The sequence below is a fragment of the Nocardioides sp. YR527 genome, assembly GCF_900101045.1.
In the GTDB taxonomy this organism is placed as follows: domain Bacteria; phylum Actinomycetota; class Actinomycetes; order Propionibacteriales; family Nocardioidaceae; genus Nocardioides.
The window spans coordinates 768,086-784,655 of record NZ_FNFN01000003.1 but is presented as its reverse complement, the minus strand read 5'-3'; the positions used below and the strand labels follow the sequence as shown (position 1 = coordinate 784,655).

The window sequence follows — 16,570 nt, the reverse complement described above, 5'->3', positions numbered from 1 at the left end:
GGACGTACGCGGGTTCCCTAGCTATCGCGACGCACGACGAGCGCGGTTGCGATCGCGGCGACGCCTTCGCCGCGTCCGGTGAGCCCGAGGCCGTCGGTGGTCGTGGCGGTCACGGTGACGCTCGCTCCGGCCGCCGCGGAGAGCACCCGGTTGGCCTCGTCGCGCCGCGGACCGATCTTGGGCCGGTTGCCGATCACCTGGACGGCGACGTTGCCGATCTCGAAACCGGCCTCCCGGACGCGGCGCGCGGCCTCGGCGAGCAGGACGACTCCGGCGGCCCCGGCCCACTCGGGCTCTGAGGTGCCGAAGTTGGACCCCAGGTCGCCGAGTCCTGCGGCGGAGAAGAGCGCGTCGCAGCAGGCGTGGGCCGCGACATCCCCGTCAGAATGCCCCGCCAAGCCCTGCTTCTCGTCAGGGAAGGCCAGACCGGCCACATGCATCGGGACACCGTCGGCCAGGCTGTGTACGTCGGTCCCGATGCCGACCAGAGGAAGCTGCACGTTCCGCAGTCTCCCAGACGGCCCTTCTCAGGCGACCTTCCGGTGCCCGACGTGGATCAGCCCGTCGACGACCCGGACCTCGTAGGCGGGGATGCTCACGTGCGCGTCGTCCAGACACTGTCCGGTACGCAGGTCGAACCCGTGCCGGTGAGCCGGCGAGGCCACGAACGGCACTCCGTCGCGCACCCCGACGATGCCCTTGGCGATCACCGACGCCTTGGCGAACGGGTCGTGGTTCCCCAGGGCGTAGACAACGTCGTCAGGCATCCGGAAGATGGCGATGGCCTGCCCGTGGACCAGCGCCGTGGCACCGCGCTTGACCTCAAGCGCGTCGACCGGGCAGACGGACTGCCAATCCTCCTGCATACGCTCACTCATGACGTCGTCGGCCCGAGCCGCTTCGTCGACATTCGTCGGGTCCTTCCGTCGGTGGATTTTGAACGCTATGGGGCGTCGTGGTCACCTCCTGTTTCGGTTTGTTACGGGTGCGTAAACACCCCACCGAACCGCTAACCTCCAGGGGTGCCCGCCGCTCTCGTCCTCCTGGCCGCCGGATCCGGCACCCGCGTCGGAGCCGCCACCAACAAGGTGCTGCTCCCGCTCGACGGGTCCGACGATCCGGCCTCCTCAGCCCTCGGCCTCTCGCTCCGGACCGCCCTGGAGGTGCCCGACGTGCGCCGCCTCGTCCTGGTCGTACGCAGCGGCGACGAGGAGGCGGTCGCGGCCGTCGCCCAGCCCCTGCTCGGCGACCGCGAGGTCGCGATGGTGGCCGGCGGCGACACCCGCCACGCCTCCGAGCAGGCCGCGCTCGCCGTGCTCCGGGCCGACATCGAGGCCGGCGAGATCGACGTGGTCGCGATCCACGACACCGCCAGGCCGCTGGCCGCACCCGAGCTCTTCGTCGCGGTCATCGCCGTCGCCGGCGAGCACGGTGGCGCCATCCCCGCCGCGCCGCTCACCCACCTCTCGACACGCGACCTGCAGCCGGTGGCTGGTGCTCTCGTCGGCGTACAGACCCCGCAGGCGTTCCGGGCCTCCGACCTGCTGGCCGCCTATGCCCGGGCCGCGGCGGACGGCTTCGACGGCACCGACACCGGCGCGACGCTGGAGCGTTATGCGTCCGGGGTACGCATCGTCGCCGTGCCCAGCTCTCCGCTGAACCTCAAGGTGACCTTCGCCGACGACCTGCAGGCGACCGCGGCTCTACTCAGCTGACGGTTCAGCTGCGCGAGAGCGCCTCGAGCAGGCGTACGTCATCCTCGGACGCGACCCGGCGACCGACCGGTGGGGCCTCGACCGAGACGACCGGGAACCGGCGGGCCAGGGAGGCCGCGATGTCGGCGAAGTCTCCGGCCGGCCACTCGTCCAGGGCGGCGACGACGGCCGGGGGCAGCACGATCGGCGAGGTGACCGAGACGAGCGCTGACCGGTCGACGGTCTCGCCGAGGACCGGCACCCCGTCCTCGATGGCGAGCTTCTTGACCGTGTCCGTCACCGGGCGTACGCCGACCACGACCGCCTCGCGCGCGAGCGCGGTCGAGACACAGTGGGCGATGAAGGCCGGCGGGGTCATCGGGCACAGCGAGTCGTGCAGGACCAGCGGCTCCTCGGCCGCGACCATCCCTTCCCACGAGGTGGTGAAGTCGACGGGGGTCACGCCGGACTCCCCGAGGGACCAGGTCGCCGCGGCGACCAGCGCCTCACCGTGGATCAGCGCGAACGGCAGCGAGCCGCGCGCGTCGTCCGCGACGATCCCGAGAGCCGGCGGGACCTCTACGGTCTCGTCGATCTCGTCGTAGTCGGCGTAGGGGTCCTCCATGGGAGTCACCGTATCCGCAGCACTGCGCCTGCCTAAAAGCGCGAAACAGGCCCCGGGTTTCCCCGGAGCCTGTAACGCAGACCGAAACCAGCCTCAGCTGGCCAGCACCTCGTCGAGGAGGACTTCAGCCTTGTCTTCGTTGGTGTGCTCGCACAGCGCGAGCTCCGAGACGAGGATCTGGCGTGCCTTGGCGAGCATGCGCTTCTCCCCGGCGGAGAGGCCACGGTCACGCTCACGACGCCACAGGTCACGCACGACCTCGGCGACCTTCATGACATCGCCGCTGTGCAGCTTCTCCAGGTTTGCCTTGTAACGACGCGACCAGTTGGTCGGCTCTTCGACATGCTCCGCACGAAGCACCTCGAAGACTCGATCAAGCCCGTCCTTGTCTACGACGTCTCGAACTCCGACGAGCTCGAGGTTGTTGGCCGGAACACGCACCACGAGGTCCTGCTGAGCGATGATGCGGAGGACCAGATACTGCCGCTCCTCGCCCTTGATGGTGCGCATCTCGATGTCTTCGATGACGGCCGCGCCATGGTTCGGGTATACGACGGTCTCGCCGACGGTGAAAGTCATATTTTTAGGTACCCCTTCCTAGGTCCATAAGTCTACCACGGATCTTAGAATTCGGATTCCGCGTTTGCGCAGGTCAGGGGCTCAATCTGGGGTTGACAGATGGACAACTTGTGTGGTTCCGCGCGCGCAGGCCCGTCGAGCGTGGCAGCATGGCTGATTTCGAAACGACGCCGAAATCTCGCCGTAGCCAGCCTGTTGTCCTGCGCGGGTCGGCCGAGTGCCCGATACTGCCGCCATGGCGAATGCATCGCAGAGCGCCCCCAAGACCATCTTCACCGTGTCGTCGCACGCCCAGGATCAGGACCCGGAACAGACGCAGGCCAGCGCGTCGGCCGTTCCTGATGCCCCGGCAGGCAGAGCAAGCGTCATGGACAAGATCGGCAACTGGGCCCCGTTCCTCCTCATCCGCTCCACCCACCCCCGTCAGGCGGTACTGACCGCCATCGGCCTGTCGGTGGCGGCCGTCCTCGCCGGGCTGACGACACGCGAGGTGACGCTGATCGCGGTGACCGTGCTCGTCGGCCAGGCCGTCCTCGGCTGGCACAACGACCTCGTCGACCAGGTCGTCGACCGTCGTCACGAGCGCGAGGGCAAGCCGATCTCGGACGGCCGGCTCGAACCGGGCGGCGTCTGGTTCGCACTGTGCTGCGGCGTACTGCTCGTCATCCCGCTGTCGGTCACCTCGGGCACCGTCGCGGGGCTGTTCTACCTCGGCTCGCTGGTGCTCGGGATGCTCGCCAACGTACTGCTGCGCAAGGGCCTCTTCTCCTGGGTCCTGTGGGCGGCGGCCTTCGCCTGCTACCCCGGATACCTCTCGTACGCCGGCTGGGCCGGTGAGTCCGCGGGCGGACCGCCCCACTGGGTGATGGTCGCGCTCGCCGCGGCTCTCGGCGTGGGCGTGCACTTCCTGACCGCGCTGTGGGGCCTGGTCGCCGACAACCAGGACAAGTGGACGTACCTGCCGCTCAGGGCGGGACTGAAGCTCGGCGCCGGCAAGCTGCTCCTCGTCACGCTGGTCTACATCGCCGCAGTGATCGGCGGGATGCTGTACGCCGCGAGCGCCGTCGGACTACGTGCCTGACCCTTTTCCGAGATTGCAGGATCGGGCGGATAGAGTGTCGCGCGTGACGACCAAGGTTATGCAGAAGCGGCTCGCAGTGACGGGCGCACTCGTGGCTCTCGCCCTCCCGGCGCTCACCGCCTGCAGCAGCTTCGACTACGCGACCGACCGGCCCAACGAGATCACCCACGGTGGCTCGACGCTCGACGGTGCCATCCGGATCAACGCCGCTCGCATCGTGACCGCGCAGGAAGGCTCCGGCGTCCTGGTCGGCACCTTCTCGCTCGACCCGGCGATCAACCCGGCGGTCGCCGGCGAGGCGATGCCGTCGGTCACCTCCATCGCCACGGGGTCCGAGGCCGAGGAGACGGTCACGCCCGAGTCGTTCACCCCGATCGAGCTGCCGAAGTCCGGCATCATCAACCTGGCCGACCCGACCGTCGGTGGCATCGCGGTCACCGGCGACTTCAAGCCGGGCGACAGCATCCCGATGACCTTCACCTTCTCCGACGGTGAGGAGCGGACCATCAACGTCCCGGTGGTCACCCAGTGTGGTCCGTACGTCGACGTCGTCGCCGCGGCCGCCGACGAGACCACGAAGCCCGCGAAGAAGGGCAAGAACGCCGATGACCAGGCGTCCGAGGACGCCGCCGGCGAGAGCACTGCCGAGGGCACCGAGGAGGCGTCGACCCTGCCGGCCGACGAGTCCGCCGAGGGCGAGCACGCCACCGAGGCCGAGGGTGAGGCGCACGGCACCAGCTCCGAGGACCCCTACTCGTGCGAGTTCCCCCCGGCCGCCCTGCCCGGCGCCGAGGAAGGTCACTGATGACCTACAGGCTCGTCCTCCTGCGTCACGGCGAGAGCGAGTGGAACGCGCTCAACCTGTCGACCGGCTGGGTCGACGTCGACCTCACCGACAAGGGCCGGGCCGAGGCCGTCAACGGTGGGAAGCTGCTGACCGATGCCGGGATCCTTCCCGACCTGGTCCACACGAGCCTGCTGCGCCGCGCGATCAACACCGCCAACATCGCCCTCGACGCCGCCGATCGCCACTGGATCCCGGTGCGCCGCGACTGGCGCCTCAACGAGCGTCACTACGGTGCGCTCCAGGGCAGGAACAAGTCCGAGACGCTGAAGAAGTTCGGCGAGGAGCAGTTCCAGCTGTGGCGTCGTTCCTATGACGTACCGCCACCGCCGATCGAGGCCGACTCCGAGTACTCCCAGGCCGGTGACCCGCGCTACGCCGACATCGACGTGCCCGCCACCGAGTGCCTCAAGGACGTCGTCGCCCGGATGATCCCCTACTGGGAGTCGGCGATCGTGCCCGACCTCCAGGCAGGCAAGACCGTCCTGGTCACCGCCCACGGCAACAGCCTGCGCGCGCTGGTCAAGCACCTCGACAACATCTCCGACACCGAGATCGCCAAGCTCAACATCCCCACGGCCCAGCCGCTGGTCTACGAGCTCGACGAGTCGCTGAAGCCGGTCGTCGCCGGCGGCACCTACCTCGACCCCGAGGCCGCGGCCGCCGCGGCCGAGGCCGTCGCCAACCAAGGCAAGCAGTAACAACACCGATCCCGCCGAGTCGGCTCGTCTTGACGAGCCGACTCGGCGGGATTTTCGGTAAGTACGAGCCGACTCGGCGGGTCAGGAGTCGGCCGGGGTCTCGCCGGTCACGACGAAGACGACCCGGTTGGCCACGGTGACGGCGTGGTCGGCGATGCGCTCGTAGTAGCGGCCCAGGAGGGCCACGTCGACCGCGGGCTCGACGCCGTGGGTCCAGTCCTGGCCCAGCAGCTCGGCGAACGACTTGCGCCGCAGCTGGTCCATCTCGTCGTCGTCGGCGACCAGGTCCTGAGCCGCGGAGACATCACGCGTGCGGAGGATCTCGCAGGTGCGCTCGACCATCTGCTCGGCGATCTCGGCCATCTTGGCGATGGTCGGCTGGGCCAGCTCGGGGACGGCCTTGTTCGGCGTACGCAGCCTGGCGATCTTGGCGACGTGGACGGAGAGGTCACCCATCCGCTCGAGGTCGGAGATCATCCGCAGCGCGGCGACGACGACGCGGAGATCGCCGGCGACCGGCGACTGGAGACCGAGCAGCTCGAGGGCGTTCTCCTCGATGCGCTCGCGGGCGTCGTCGATCTCGACATCCTTGTCGATCACCTGCTCGGCGAGGTCGTTGCGGGCCTCGAGGAGAGCGGTGGTGGCGTCGCGTACGGCCACCGACACCAGCTCACAGACGTTGGTGAGATCGGTGAAGATGGCATCGAGGTCCTCATGGAAAGCAGCGCGCATGAGCCCGATCCTAGACACACCAGATGTACTGATCTCCATCCCGAGTGAACCGACGGTGAACGTTCGGCGCGGAGACGTCCAGAGGCGAAGTTTGGGTGTTTGATGGGCTTACCCTGATCGTGTGGACTCGACGACGCAGGCCTTTCTTGCTGCGCTCCTCGGCGCTGTCGTCGCCGGAGCGGCGGTGCTTGCGTGGGCGATGAGCGAGCGTTCCCGCCGCCGGATCCCGGAGGTCGAGCCCCCGAAGGTTCCCTCCGAGGTGGCCGCGGTCCTCTCGGTCCTGCGCAGCAGCGCGGTCGTCGTCGACGAGCACGACACCGTGCTCAAGGCCAGCGCACCGGCGTACGCCCTGGGCCTGGTGCGCGGCACCTCGCTGGTCTCACCCGAGCTCTCCGAGCTCGTCCACGGTGTGCGCCGTGACGGCCAGATCCGGGAGACCGAGCTGGTCATCTCGCGCGCCAACGGGGCCTCGCGACACGTCACCGCCCGCGTCGCTCCGCTCGGCACGCGCCTGGCCCTCGCCCTGGTCGAGGACCGCACCCGCGAGCGCCGCGTGGAGGCCGTACGCCGCGACTTCGTCGCCAACGTCAGCCATGAGCTCAAGACACCGGTCGGCGCGATCAGGGTGCTCGCCGACGCGGTCACCGAGGCCTCCGACGACCCCGAGGCCGTACGCCGCTTCTCCCACCGGATGATCACCGAGTCCGAGCGCCTGACCGAGCTCGTCCAGCAGATCATCGAGCTGTCCCGGCTGCAGGGTGACGAACCTCTGGAGGCACCGGTCGCGGTCGACGTCGACAAGGTCATCGCGGCCGCTGTCGACAGCTCGACCGTCGACGCCAGTGCCAAGGGCATCAACGTGGTCAGCGCCGGCACCGCCGGGCTGCACGTCTTCGGCAACGACGAGCAGGTCTCGACCGCGGTCACCAACCTGGTCTCCAACGCGGTCGCCTACTCCGACCCGGGCTCGACCGTGACCGTCTCGACCCGCGCGACCGACGGCTCCGTCGAGATCTCCGTGGTCGACCAGGGAATCGGGATCCCGTCCACGGAGATCGACCGGATCTTCGAGCGCTTCTACCGCGTCGACCCGGCTCGCCACCGCTCCACCGGCGGCACCGGGCTCGGCCTGTCGATCGTCAAGCACGTCGCCGCCACGCATGGTGGCGAGGTCAAGGTCTGGTCGCAGGAGGGTCAGGGCTCCACCTTCACCCTCACGCTGCCCCAGCACCTACCAACTGCCGGGAAGTCCGGCACAAGCAAGGAGGAACGCCCGTGACCCGGGTACTCGTCGTCGAAGATGAAGCCAGCTACAGCGAGGCACTGTCCTACATGCTCCGCAAGGAGGGCTTCGAGGTCGCCGTCGCCGAGGACGGCACCGACGCACTGAAGGAGTTCGACCGCAACGGGGCAGACATCGTGCTGCTCGACCTGATGCTTCCCGGCCTCTCCGGCACCGAGGTGTGCCGGCAGATCCGGGCCACCTCGTCGGTCCCGGTCATCATGGTGACCGCCAAGGACGACGAGGTCGACAAGGTCGTCGGCCTCGAGCTCGGCGCCGACGACTACGTCACCAAGCCCTACTCCCCGCGCGAGCTCGTCGCCCGGATCCGCGCCGTCCTGCGGCGAGGCACCGAGCCCGACGCGGCCCCCGCGACGCTCGAGGCCGGCCCCGTCCGGATGGACGTGGAGCGCCACGTCGTGACCGTCGACGGGTCCGAGCAGCGCCTGCCGCTCAAGGAGTTCGAGCTTCTGGAGATGTTCCTGCGCAACCCCGGCCGCGTCCTCACCCGCGGCCAGCTCATCGACCGCGTCTGGGGCTCCGACTACGTCGGCGACACCAAGACCCTCGACGTCCACGTCAAGCGCCTGCGCGCCAAGCTCGAGCCGGATCCGTCCGAGCCGAAGTTCCTGGTCACCGTGCGCGGGCTGGGCTACAAGCTCGACCTCTGAGGCGGTTCCTTCGTCAAGGTATGCAGCCGAAGGCTCACTCCCCCAGTGGAACTCCGCTGGGGATGTGTTCCTCGGCCTGCATACCTTGCTGGAGGTGCACCCCTCTCGGCACCACCAGCGACATCAGCGCGGCGGCGGCGCAGAGCGCGCCGGCGGCGTACCAGACCAGGTCGTAGGAGCCGGTGACGTCGCGTACGACGCCGCCGACCCAGGCGACCAGGCCGGCGCCGACCTGGTGGGAGGCGAGGACCCAGCCGAAGACGATCGGGGCGTCCTCGGGCCAGACCTCACGGCACAGGGCGAGCGTCGGGGGCACGGTGGCGACCCAGTCGAGGCCGTAGAAGACGATGAAGAACACCATCGGGAGGTGCACCTCGGGCGCCAGCAGCATCGGCAGGAAGATCAGTGAGATCCCGCGCAGCGAGTAGTAGACGCCGAGCAGCACGACCGGGTTGAAGCGGTCGGTGAGCCAGCCGGAGAAGATCGTTCCGGCGACGTCGAAGATCCCGATCACGGCGAGCAGCGAGGCGGCGGCGACGGTGGCCATCCCGTGGTCGTGCGCGGCGGGTACGAAGTGGGTCCTGATCAGGCCGTTCGTGGTGATCCCGCAGATCGCGAAGGCGCCGGCGAGGAGCCAGAAGGCCTTGGTACGCATCGCCATCCCGAGCACCCGCACGGTCCGGAGCGCGGCGCCGGTCGCGGGTGCGGGCCGGGGCACGATCTGCGAGGCGCCGTAGGGCGCCAGGCCGATGTCCGCCGGGTAGTCGCGGAGCAGCAGGAGCACGAACGGGATCACCGCGGCGGCGACCAGGGCGATCGTGACCGAGGCCGCCCGCCAGCCGAACTCCCCGATGAGCACTGCCAGCACCGGCAGGAAGATCAGCTGTCCCGAGGCGCCACCGGCGGTCAGCAGGCCACTGACCAGGCCCTGCCGCTTGACGAACCAGCGGGTGGTGATCGTCGCGCCGAAGGCGAGCGCCATGCAGCCGCTGCCACCGCCGACCAGGACGCCCCAGCCGAGCACGAACTGCCACGAATCGCTCATCCAGACGGTGCCGAGGGAGCCGAGGGTGATCATGGTGAGCGCGACGGCGACCACCGGGCGGATCCCGAAGCGGTCCATCAGGGCAGCGGCGAACGGGGCGGTCAGGCCGTAGAGCGCGAGCTGCAGCGTGATCCCGACACCGATCGTGCCGCGCGACCAGCCGAACTCGTCGTGCAGCGGACCGACCAAGAGGCCCGGTGCCGCGGTGAAGGCCGCGGCACCGACGATGGTCACGAACGCGATGGCGGCCACCCACCAGGCCGGGTGGATGCGGGGGCGGCGCGCGGAGGTGCGGCCGACAGGCGGCGGGGTCGTCGTCTGGGACATGGGGATGATCCTTACGCGTGCGCGGCCCGCTGGACAGTGGCCTGATTGACATCTATCGGTAAGATCCAGCCATGAGCGACGTTGGGGTGACTTCTCCGCACCGGGTCGCGGTGCTGATCCAGGACGGATTCATCCCGTTCGAGATCGGCATCCCGCACCGGATCTTCGGCAAGGCACGCGACAGCGAGGACCGGCTGCTCTACGAGGTCGTCACCTGCACCACCGGCGGTCCGGGACCGGTGCAGTCGGACTCGGACGTCGTCGTGCTCGCGCCGCACGGACCCGAGGCGCTCGCGGACGCGGACACCGTGGTGATCCCGAAGTTCGGGGCGTACGACGAAACCGTGTCGGACGGCGTACTGACGGCGCCGTTGAAGGAGGCGCTCGACATGATCCGCCCCGGCACCCGGATCATGTCGATCTGCACCGGTGCCTTCGCGCTCGCCGCGGCAGGCCTTCTCGACGGCCGACCGGCGACCACCCACTGGGCGCACACCGACGACTTCCGGGCCCTGTTTCCGCAGGTCAAGCTGGACCCTGACGTCCTCTTCGTCGACGACGGCGACATCCTCACCTCCGCCGGCGTGGCCTCCGGCCTGGACCTCTGCCTGCATGTCGTACGCCGCGACCACGGCGCCGCGGTCGCCAACCGCGTCGCCCGGGTGACGGTCGTACCTCCCCACCGCGACGGTGGGCAGGCGCAGTTCATCCGGCACCACGCACCCGCCTCCGGCGACACCGGCATCTCGGCCGCGACCGCCTGGGCCCTCGCCCATCTCGACCAGCCCCTCAGCCTGGAGGCGATGGCTTCCCAGGTCTCGATGTCCGTACGCACCTTCACCCGGCGATTCCGCGACGAGACCGGCGACTCCCCCGGCCGCTGGCTGCAGCGCCAGCGCATCGAGCTCGCCCGCACCCTCCTCGAGACCACCGACCTGAGCATGGAACAGGTAGCCGCTCGCTGCGGCCTCAACACCGCCCAGTCCCTCCGCCTCCACTTCCACGCCGCCCTCGGCATCACCCCCACCGCGTACCGCCGCACCTTCCGCGGCTGACAACACCAGCCGAGGCGTCACTCCGGTCGGCCGAGATGGCACCGACGTGACCTCTCGGCCGACGCAAGCGACGCCTCGGCCGACGCGAGTGACGTCTCGGCGGGGGTGGGATGGCGGGATGTCGGACATGGTTGGCCGATATCCGCTCGCCTCGAGACGTACGGGTCTTTAGCCTTTTACCGTGACGACGACGATCGACCCGGCCCCCTCCACGACCACACCGCTCTGGAAGCCGCTGGTGGCTTGCGGGATCACGCTGGTGCTGTGGGCATCGGCGTTCGTGGGGATCCGTCACCTGGGCGACACCGTCCCCCCGGGAAGCCTGTCGCTGGGCCGGCTGATCGTGATGGTGGCGGCGCTCGGGGCCTATCTCGCGCTGAAGGGTGGGTTCCGGCTGCCGACCAGGCGCGAGTGGCCGCTGATCGCGCTGGGCGGCGCTTCGTGGCTGGGCATCTACAACCTCGCGCTCAACGAGTCGGAGCGACGCATCGACGCCGCCACCGCGGCACTGATCGTGCAGGTCGGACCGATCGTGGTGGCGCTGCTGGCCGGCCTCGTGCTCAAGGAGACGATCCACCGGTGGATCCTGATCGGCACCGGTGTCGGCTTCGCCGGGGTCGTCGTCATCGGCCGCGCCTCGGCCAACGGTGACACCGGCGACTGGATCGGCGTCGCCCTCTCGGTCGTCGCGGCGCTCACCTTCGCGGTCGGCGTTCTCACCCAGAAGAAGCTGCTGCCCACGATGAGCGCACTGCTGCTGACGTTCTGGTACGCCGTCGCCGGCCTCGTCATCTGCCTGCCGTGGTCGTTCGAGCTGGCCACCACGATCCCCGACATCAGCGTCGGCAACATCGGCTGGATCGTCTACCTCGGCCTCTTCCCGAGCGCCCTGGCCTTCGTGACCTGGGCGTACGCCCTCTCCCACTCCGACGCCGGCAAGTTCGCACAGTCGACGTTCCTGGTGCCGTTCATCACCGCGCTGATGGCGTGGCTGGTGCTCGACGAGGTGCCGCCGGCGCTCGCCTTCGTCGGTGGCGCGATGTGCATCGCGGGTGTGCTGATCACCCGCCGCCGGCCGCGCTGATCAGTCGGGCTGATCAGTCGGGCTGATCAGTCGGGCTGATCAGTCGGGCTGATCAGTCGCCTCGAGCCAGCCCCGGAACGCCTCGAGGTTGGCGGTGGACTCCCCACGCAGCTTGCGCCACTCCCACTCCTTGCGGATCGAGGAGGCGAAGCCGAGCTCGAGGATGGTGTTGAACGACTCGTCCGCGTACGTCAGGACCGAGCCGAGCAGCCGGTCGAGCTCGTCTGGGTCGACCATGGCCAGCGGCAGCCGGCCGTCGAGGTAGATGTCGCCGAGCCGGTCCAGCCCGAACGCGACCCCGTAGAGCCGCAGGTTGCGCTCGAGCAGCCAGCGGTAGACGGTCTCGAAGTTCTCGTCGGGCCGGCGGCAGACGAAGGCGTGTACGCCCAGCGCATGCTGTCCCAGGTCGATCCGGACCGGTGTCTGCAGCTTGCGCTCGCCCGGGAGCGAGAACGAGAAGGTCAGGTCGCCCGACGGCAGCGACGTCTCGTCCCAGGTCAGGTCGTTGGACTTCAGCCAGCCGCGTACGACCTCTTCCAGGTCCGCTCGCGAACCATCCGTCATGCCGTCAGCTCCTCACGCATCAGCATCTTGGCCTCTTCATAGACCTCGAGCGTATTGCGTGCGGTGAGATCCCAGGAGAAGTCCTGGGCGTGTTCGCGGGCGCCGTCGGCCAGCGCCGACCAGCGCGAGTGGGACGAGACGGCGTTGGTGAGCGCGTCGGCCCACTGCGCCGGGTCGTGCCCATCGACCAGGAGACCGCTGCGGCCGTGGCGCACCGCCGTGGTCAGACCGCCGACCGCTGCCGCGACGACGGGCGTGCCGCAGGCCTGGGCCTCGACGGCGACCAGACCGAACGACTCGTTGTAGGAGGGTACGGCGACGACGGAGGCGGCCGAGTACCAGAGCGCGAGCTCGTCCTGGCGCACCGGCGGGACGAACCGGACCACGTCGGATATCCCCAGCTCAGCGGCCAGATCGGCCAGCCCGGTCGGGTGCTCGAGACCGGAGCCCGAGGGTCCCCCGACGATCGGCACCACCAGCGACCGGCGCAGCGACGGGTCGCGGGCGAGCATGACCGCGGCCGCCCGCAACAACACGTCCGGAGCCTTGAGCGGCTGGATGCGACCGGCGAAGAGGAGCACGTGAGCCCGGGCCGGGAGCCCGAGCGCGGCACGCGCCTCGGCCCGCCCGCGCGGACGGAAGACGCGCAGGTCGACCCCGGGGTGCACGACGGCGACACGACCCGGCTCCGCGTCGTACATGTTGATCAGCTGCTTGGCCTCGAGGTCGGTGTTGGCGATCAGCATGTCGGACGCCTCGACGACCTGCTCCTCCCCGATCACGCGAGCCTCCGGCTCGGGGTTGTCGCCCTCGGCCAGCGCCTCGTTCTTGACCTTGGCCATGGTGTGCATCGAGTGCACCAGCGGCACACCCCAGCGGTCGCGGGACAGCGCCCCGACCTGGCCGGAGAGCCAGTAGTGGGAGTGCACCGCGTCGAAGTAGCCCGGCGGGTTGGACGCTTCCGCGCGGAGCACCTCACGCGCGAACGTGCACAGCTGTCCGGGAAGGTCACTCTTGGCCAGCCCCTCGAACGGACCCGCATGGACGTGGTGGACCGCCACCCCGTCGTACGCCTCCACGACCTGCGGCAGGCGCGAGGAGGTCGCGCGCGTGAAGATGTCGACCGCGATGCCCTGGGTGGCCAGCCGCCGGGAGAGCTCGAGCACGTAGACGTTCATGCCGCCGGCGTCACCGGTGCCGGGCTGGTCGAGCGGAGAGGTGTGCAGACTGACCATCGCTACGCGGTGGATCATTCCTGCCCCTTTGTGTGTACGCCTGTGGTCCCGTCTCTCAACACGCGGACCTCGTCCATCATTCCCGGCTACGCGAACCCGCGTGAAACGTCTTCGATCGTGGGACCCGGTGGGCAAAGTCGAGCGAGCGACGAGAGAATGGCTCCATGTCGTCCAAGAATGCTGTCGTCACCGGCGCCTCGAGCGGGATCGGCGCCGCCACCGCCCGCCAGCTCGCCAAGGAGGGCTACCACGTCTTCCTCGCCGCTCGCCGCGCCGACCGGATCGAGGCGCTGGCCGAGGAGATCGGCGGCACCGCGATCGCGACCGATGTCACCTCCGACGACTCCGTCGCCGCGCTCGTCGAGGCGGTCGGGGACCGTCTCGAACTGCTGGTCAACAACGCCGGCGGCGCCTTCGGCGTGGACCAGGTGGCCGAGGCCGACCTGACCAAGTGGCAGGCGATGTTCGAGGTCAACGTGATCGGCCTGACCCGGGTGACCAAGGCGCTGCTCCCCGCGCTGGTCGCCTCGGGAGCCGGCGCGGTCATCAACGTCGGCTCGATCGCCGGCCGGCGCGCCTACGAGGGCGGCGCAGGCTACAACGCGGCCAAGTTCGGCACCCGCGCGGTCACCGAGGCGCTGCGTCTGGAGATCGTCGACAAGCCGGTGCGCATCATGGAGATCGCCCCGGGCATGGTCCAGACCGAGGAGTTCTCGCTCGTACGTCTCGGCGGCGACCAGGCGGCGGCCGACAAGGTCTACCAGGGCGTCGCCGACCCGCTGGTCGCCGAGGACATCGCGGACGCGATCGTCTGGATGGCCACCCGCCCGGCTCACGTCAACATCGACGAACTGGTGATCAAGCCGCGCGCCCAGGCCGCCCCGCACAAGGTGCACCGCGAGGGCTGACCGACATCTGCGCTGGTCAGGGGCGCCGAGGATTCCGTACGCAGCCTCCGACGGTGTCACACTCGATGACGTGCAGACGATCGGACTCATCGGCGGCATGAGCTGGGAAAGCACCGCCGCTTACTACGAGGGACTCAACAAGGGTGTCCAGGAGCGGCTCGGCGGTCTCCACTCCGCCAAGATCGTGCTGGCCTCCGTCGACCTGGCCGAGCTGACGGCCCTTCAGGAGAAGGAGTCCTGGGACCAGGTCGCCGAGATCCTGACCGCCGCGGCCCGCAGCGTGGTGGCCGGCGGCGCCGACTTCATCCTGTTGTGCACCACCACCTTCCACAAGGTCTACGACGAGGTGGCGGCCGCTGTCGACGTACCCGTGCTGCACCTGGCCGACGAGCTCGCCGCGAAGGCCAAGCAGCTCGGCATCACCAAGGCCGGGTTCCTCGCCTCCCGCTACACCGTGGAGAACGACTTCTTCGCCCAGCGCATCTCCGACCACGGCGTCGACGTGAACCTGCCCGACACCCTCCACGTGGAGATGCTCGACTCGATCATCTACGAGGAGCTCATCCACCGAAACGTCGTCGCGGGCTCCCGCAAGCGGGTCCTCGAGGTCGTCCACGAGCTGTGGGACGCGGGCTCCGACGGCGTGATCCTCGGCGCCTCCGAGCTCAGCCTCCTCGTGCGGCCCAGCGATGTCGACGTACCCATCCTCGACGCGATCACCGTGCACGTCGAGGCCGCGCTGGACCGCGCCCTCCCCTAGGGATCAGCTCTCGAGCAGCTCGTTGGCGACGGCGCGCAGCTCAGGGCTCATGTCGCCCTCGTGCACGACGGCGGTCCGGCCGTCGACCTCGAACTCGTAGATGTAACGGTCGGCCCCCTTCGGCTTCGACGGAGTGGCTCCGCCGGCGACCAGGTTGCGCACGGTGGCCACCTGCGCGGCCGAGGGCGCGAGCTCCGCGGCCCCCTCCTTGGTACGCCCCAGGAAACCGCCGCTACGGCGCACCCGCACCAGGGTCGGCCCCTCACCGTCGGGCGCCGGGGTCCCGGAGGCCGGGGTGACCCCGACCTCGGACCAGGCGGTGGTGACCGCCTCGGCCTGATCGCCGGCCTCGGCGACGGTCACCGCGGCGAACCCGGCGAAGTCGGTGTCGGTGGTGACGGCGCCGTTGGTCAGCGCCGCGTACCAGATCTTGCCGGCGCCGTCCCACGAGTTCCCACCGATCGCCTTGGCGGCGAGGGCGAAGGCGCGGTTGGGGATGCCGGAGTTGATGTGGACGCCGCCGTTGTCGTCGGTGCCGTCGTAGATGTCGTCCATGTGGGCAGGCTGCGGGTCCTTGCCCAGGGTGGGGTCGTCGTAGGCGGTCCCGGGCTCGAGCATGTGCCGCAACCCGACCCCCTGGACCGACTCGGTGAAGAGGCCCGCGCCGATGATCCAGTCGGCCTCCTCGGCGCTCTGGCCGAGCAGGCGCTGCTTGAGGCAGGAGCCGAACACGTCCGACATCGACTCGTTGAGCGCGCCGGGCTGGCCCTGGTAGACGAGGCCGGCGGTGTGCTCGGTGACCGCGTGGGAGAGCTCGTGACCGATCACGTCGACTGCCTTGGTGAACCGCTGGAAGATCTCGCCGTCGCCGTCACCGAAGACCAGCTGGGTACCGTCCCAGAAGGCGTTGGCGTAGTCGCGGTCGTAGTGGACGGTCATCACGACCTCGATGCCCCGGCCGTCGTAGGAGTCGCGGCCGTAGACCTCCTCGAAGAGCGCCAGCGAGCCGGTGATGCCGGTCGCCGCCTCGTCGACGCTCTCGTCGCCCGACTCCGGGTCGCCCGCGGCGCGGACCTTCTCCCCGGGCAGGTCGGTGCCGTTGTTCGCGGTGTAGACCGTCCAGTCCCCGGCCTCGGCGGTGGTCTCGACCGCCTCCGGGCTGGCGCCTTGGGCGAGGAACCTGGTCAGGTGCTCGGTCCGGGCGGCTCGGAATGCGTTGTCCTGGTCGAGGCGACCAGCGTTGAGCCGCTGCACGAGATACGGGGGCACGATCTGGCAGAGGTGTTTCCGAGAAGTCATGTGCCTCAGCCAACCGTCATCTCCGGATGCGGGTCAAGGAGGTCACGGCGGATAAGATCAGACGTCCCGTCCCGCGCCAGAAAT

Annotated in this window: 19 protein-coding genes; 10 read left to right on the top strand and 9 right to left on the bottom strand. The window is 69.5% G+C overall.

The window, feature by feature from the left end:
- Positions 1-17: 17 nt before the first annotated feature.
- Both ispF and nirD read right to left on the bottom strand, forming a co-directional pair.
- On the bottom strand, positions 18-500 hold the full coding sequence (gene ispF, locus BLT25_RS12335; RefSeq protein ID WP_091046022.1) for a 2-C-methyl-D-erythritol 2,4-cyclodiphosphate synthase: 483 nt from the start codon (positions 498-500) through the stop codon (positions 18-20).
- 27 nt (positions 501-527) lie between these two features.
- Positions 528-878, bottom strand: coding sequence for a nitrite reductase small subunit NirD (gene nirD, locus BLT25_RS12330; RefSeq protein ID WP_091046019.1), 351 nt, complete (start codon positions 876-878; stop codon positions 528-530).
- A 144-nt stretch (positions 879-1,022) separates the two neighbouring features.
- Between nirD and BLT25_RS12325 the strand changes: the two genes are divergently transcribed.
- A complete protein-coding gene (locus BLT25_RS12325) occupies positions 1,023-1,715 on the top strand; it encodes an IspD/TarI family cytidylyltransferase (protein WP_091046017.1) in 693 nt (230 codons plus the stop codon).
- 4 nt (positions 1,716-1,719) lie between these two features.
- On the opposite strand, the gene BLT25_RS12320 is transcribed toward BLT25_RS12325, so the two are convergent.
- Positions 1,720-2,319, bottom strand: a complete 600-nt coding sequence (locus BLT25_RS12320; protein WP_256328560.1) for a glycosyltransferase family protein — start codon at positions 2,317-2,319, stop codon at positions 1,720-1,722.
- Positions 2,320-2,412: 93 nt separating this feature from the next.
- Positions 2,413-2,898: a CarD family transcriptional regulator gene (locus tag BLT25_RS12315; protein WP_008360791.1), complete on the bottom strand. Its 486-nt coding sequence runs from the start codon at positions 2,896-2,898 to the stop codon at positions 2,413-2,415.
- A gap of 235 nt (positions 2,899-3,133) precedes the next feature.
- On the opposite strand from BLT25_RS12315, the gene BLT25_RS12310 reads away from it, so the two are divergent.
- From BLT25_RS12310 to BLT25_RS12300, 3 genes are read left to right on the top strand one after another with little or no spacing between them, the layout of a single operon-like run.
- Positions 3,134-3,979 (top strand): UbiA family prenyltransferase, encoded by an 846-nt coding sequence (locus BLT25_RS12310; RefSeq protein WP_091046013.1) that lies wholly within the window; start codon positions 3,134-3,136, stop codon positions 3,977-3,979.
- Positions 3,980-4,022: 43 nt separating this feature from the next.
- Positions 4,023-4,784: a hypothetical protein gene (locus tag BLT25_RS12305; protein ID WP_143033726.1), complete on the top strand. Its 762-nt coding sequence runs from the start codon at positions 4,023-4,025 to the stop codon at positions 4,782-4,784.
- The gene (locus tag BLT25_RS12300) at positions 4,784-5,524 is read left to right on the top strand and encodes a phosphoglyceromutase (RefSeq protein WP_091046009.1); all 741 of its coding nucleotides are present in this window, start codon (positions 4,784-4,786) and stop codon (positions 5,522-5,524) included. The genes BLT25_RS12305 and BLT25_RS12300 overlap by 1 nt, the downstream gene beginning before the upstream one ends.
- An 81-nt stretch (positions 5,525-5,605) precedes the next feature.
- Here the strand turns inward: BLT25_RS12300 and phoU are convergent, their stop codons facing one another.
- A complete protein-coding gene (gene phoU, locus BLT25_RS12295; RefSeq protein ID WP_091046006.1) occupies positions 5,606-6,256 on the bottom strand; it encodes a phosphate signaling complex protein PhoU in 651 nt (216 codons plus the stop codon).
- A gap of 121 nt (positions 6,257-6,377) precedes the next feature.
- Between phoU and BLT25_RS12290 the strand changes: the two genes are divergently transcribed.
- Together BLT25_RS12290 and BLT25_RS12285 are read left to right on the top strand one after the other, a co-directional pair.
- Positions 6,378-7,535: a sensor histidine kinase gene (locus BLT25_RS12290; RefSeq protein ID WP_091046004.1), complete on the top strand. Its 1,158-nt coding sequence runs from the start codon at positions 6,378-6,380 to the stop codon at positions 7,533-7,535.
- Positions 7,532-8,209, top strand: coding sequence for a response regulator transcription factor (locus tag BLT25_RS12285; RefSeq protein WP_091046002.1), 678 nt, complete (start codon positions 7,532-7,534; stop codon positions 8,207-8,209). Before BLT25_RS12290 ends, BLT25_RS12285 begins: the two co-directional genes overlap by 4 nt.
- 34 nt (positions 8,210-8,243) lie before the next feature.
- On the opposite strand, the gene BLT25_RS12280 is transcribed toward BLT25_RS12285, so the two are convergent.
- Positions 8,244-9,581, bottom strand: coding sequence for an MFS transporter (locus tag BLT25_RS12280; RefSeq protein ID WP_256328559.1), 1,338 nt, complete (start codon positions 9,579-9,581; stop codon positions 8,244-8,246).
- A 71-nt stretch (positions 9,582-9,652) separates the two neighbouring features.
- On the opposite strand from BLT25_RS12280, the gene BLT25_RS12275 reads away from it, so the two are divergent.
- Positions 9,653-10,636, top strand: a complete 984-nt coding sequence (locus BLT25_RS12275; protein WP_091046000.1) for a GlxA family transcriptional regulator — start codon at positions 9,653-9,655, stop codon at positions 10,634-10,636.
- Positions 10,637-10,817: 181 nt separating this feature from the next.
- On the top strand, positions 10,818-11,720 hold the full coding sequence (locus BLT25_RS12270; RefSeq protein ID WP_091045997.1) for a DMT family transporter: 903 nt from the start codon (positions 10,818-10,820) through the stop codon (positions 11,718-11,720).
- Positions 11,721-11,759: 39 nt separating this feature from the next.
- Here the strand turns inward: BLT25_RS12270 and BLT25_RS12265 are convergent, their stop codons facing one another.
- Positions 11,760-12,284, bottom strand: a complete 525-nt coding sequence (locus tag BLT25_RS12265) for a type III secretion system chaperone family protein (protein WP_091045996.1) — start codon at positions 12,282-12,284, stop codon at positions 11,760-11,762.
- Positions 12,281-13,537 (bottom strand): D-inositol-3-phosphate glycosyltransferase, encoded by a 1,257-nt coding sequence (gene mshA / locus BLT25_RS12260; protein WP_091045993.1) that lies wholly within the window; start codon positions 13,535-13,537, stop codon positions 12,281-12,283. Before mshA ends, BLT25_RS12265 begins: the two co-directional genes overlap by 4 nt.
- A 146-nt stretch (positions 13,538-13,683) precedes the next feature.
- Here mshA and BLT25_RS12255 point away from each other — a divergent pair, with 146 nt between their 5' ends.
- Positions 13,684-14,427, top strand: coding sequence for an SDR family NAD(P)-dependent oxidoreductase (locus BLT25_RS12255; protein WP_091045990.1), 744 nt, complete (start codon positions 13,684-13,686; stop codon positions 14,425-14,427).
- A gap of 70 nt (positions 14,428-14,497) precedes the next feature.
- Positions 14,498-15,187 carry an aspartate/glutamate racemase family protein gene (locus BLT25_RS12250; RefSeq protein ID WP_091045988.1) on the top strand — a complete coding sequence of 230 codons (690 nt, stop codon included), beginning with the start codon at positions 14,498-14,500 and terminating at the stop codon, positions 15,185-15,187.
- Positions 15,188-15,190: 3 nt separating this feature from the next.
- On the opposite strand, the gene BLT25_RS12245 is transcribed toward BLT25_RS12250, so the two are convergent.
- Complete coding sequence (locus BLT25_RS12245) at positions 15,191-16,486, bottom strand: M4 family metallopeptidase (protein WP_091045985.1); 1,296 nt, start codon at positions 16,484-16,486, stop codon at positions 15,191-15,193.
- Between the last annotated feature and the right edge of the window lie 84 nt (positions 16,487-16,570).

What these genes read in the sequence shown, in the direction of transcription:
- nirD (WP_091046019.1), bottom strand. Translation starts at nt 878, where the DNA reads ATGAGTGAGCGTATGCAGGAGGATTGGCAGTCCGTCTGCCCGGTCGAC.
- BLT25_RS12320 (WP_256328560.1), bottom strand. Translation starts at nt 2,319, where the DNA reads ATGGAGGACCCCTACGCCGACTACGACGAGATCGACGAGACCGTAGAG.
- BLT25_RS12315 (WP_008360791.1), bottom strand. Translation starts at nt 2,898, where the DNA reads ATGACTTTCACCGTCGGCGAGACCGTCGTATACCCGAACCATGGCGCG.
- BLT25_RS12310 (WP_091046013.1), top strand. Translation starts at nt 3,134, where the DNA reads ATGGCGAATGCATCGCAGAGCGCCCCCAAGACCATCTTCACCGTGTCG.
- BLT25_RS12300 (WP_091046009.1), top strand. Translation starts at nt 4,784, where the DNA reads ATGACCTACAGGCTCGTCCTCCTGCGTCACGGCGAGAGCGAGTGGAAC.
- phoU (WP_091046006.1), bottom strand. Translation starts at nt 6,256, where the DNA reads ATGCGCGCTGCTTTCCATGAGGACCTCGATGCCATCTTCACCGATCTC.
- BLT25_RS12280 (WP_256328559.1), bottom strand. Translation starts at nt 9,581, where the DNA reads ATGTCCCAGACGACGACCCCGCCGCCTGTCGGCCGCACCTCCGCGCGC.
- BLT25_RS12275 (WP_091046000.1), top strand. Translation starts at nt 9,653, where the DNA reads ATGAGCGACGTTGGGGTGACTTCTCCGCACCGGGTCGCGGTGCTGATC.
- BLT25_RS12265 (WP_091045996.1), bottom strand. Translation starts at nt 12,284, where the DNA reads ATGACGGATGGTTCGCGAGCGGACCTGGAAGAGGTCGTACGCGGCTGG.
- mshA (WP_091045993.1), bottom strand. Translation starts at nt 13,537, where the DNA reads ATGATCCACCGCGTAGCGATGGTCAGTCTGCACACCTCTCCGCTCGAC.
- BLT25_RS12255 (WP_091045990.1), top strand. Translation starts at nt 13,684, where the DNA reads ATGTCGTCCAAGAATGCTGTCGTCACCGGCGCCTCGAGCGGGATCGGC.
- BLT25_RS12245 (WP_091045985.1), bottom strand. Translation starts at nt 16,486, where the DNA reads ATGACTTCTCGGAAACACCTCTGCCAGATCGTGCCCCCGTATCTCGTG.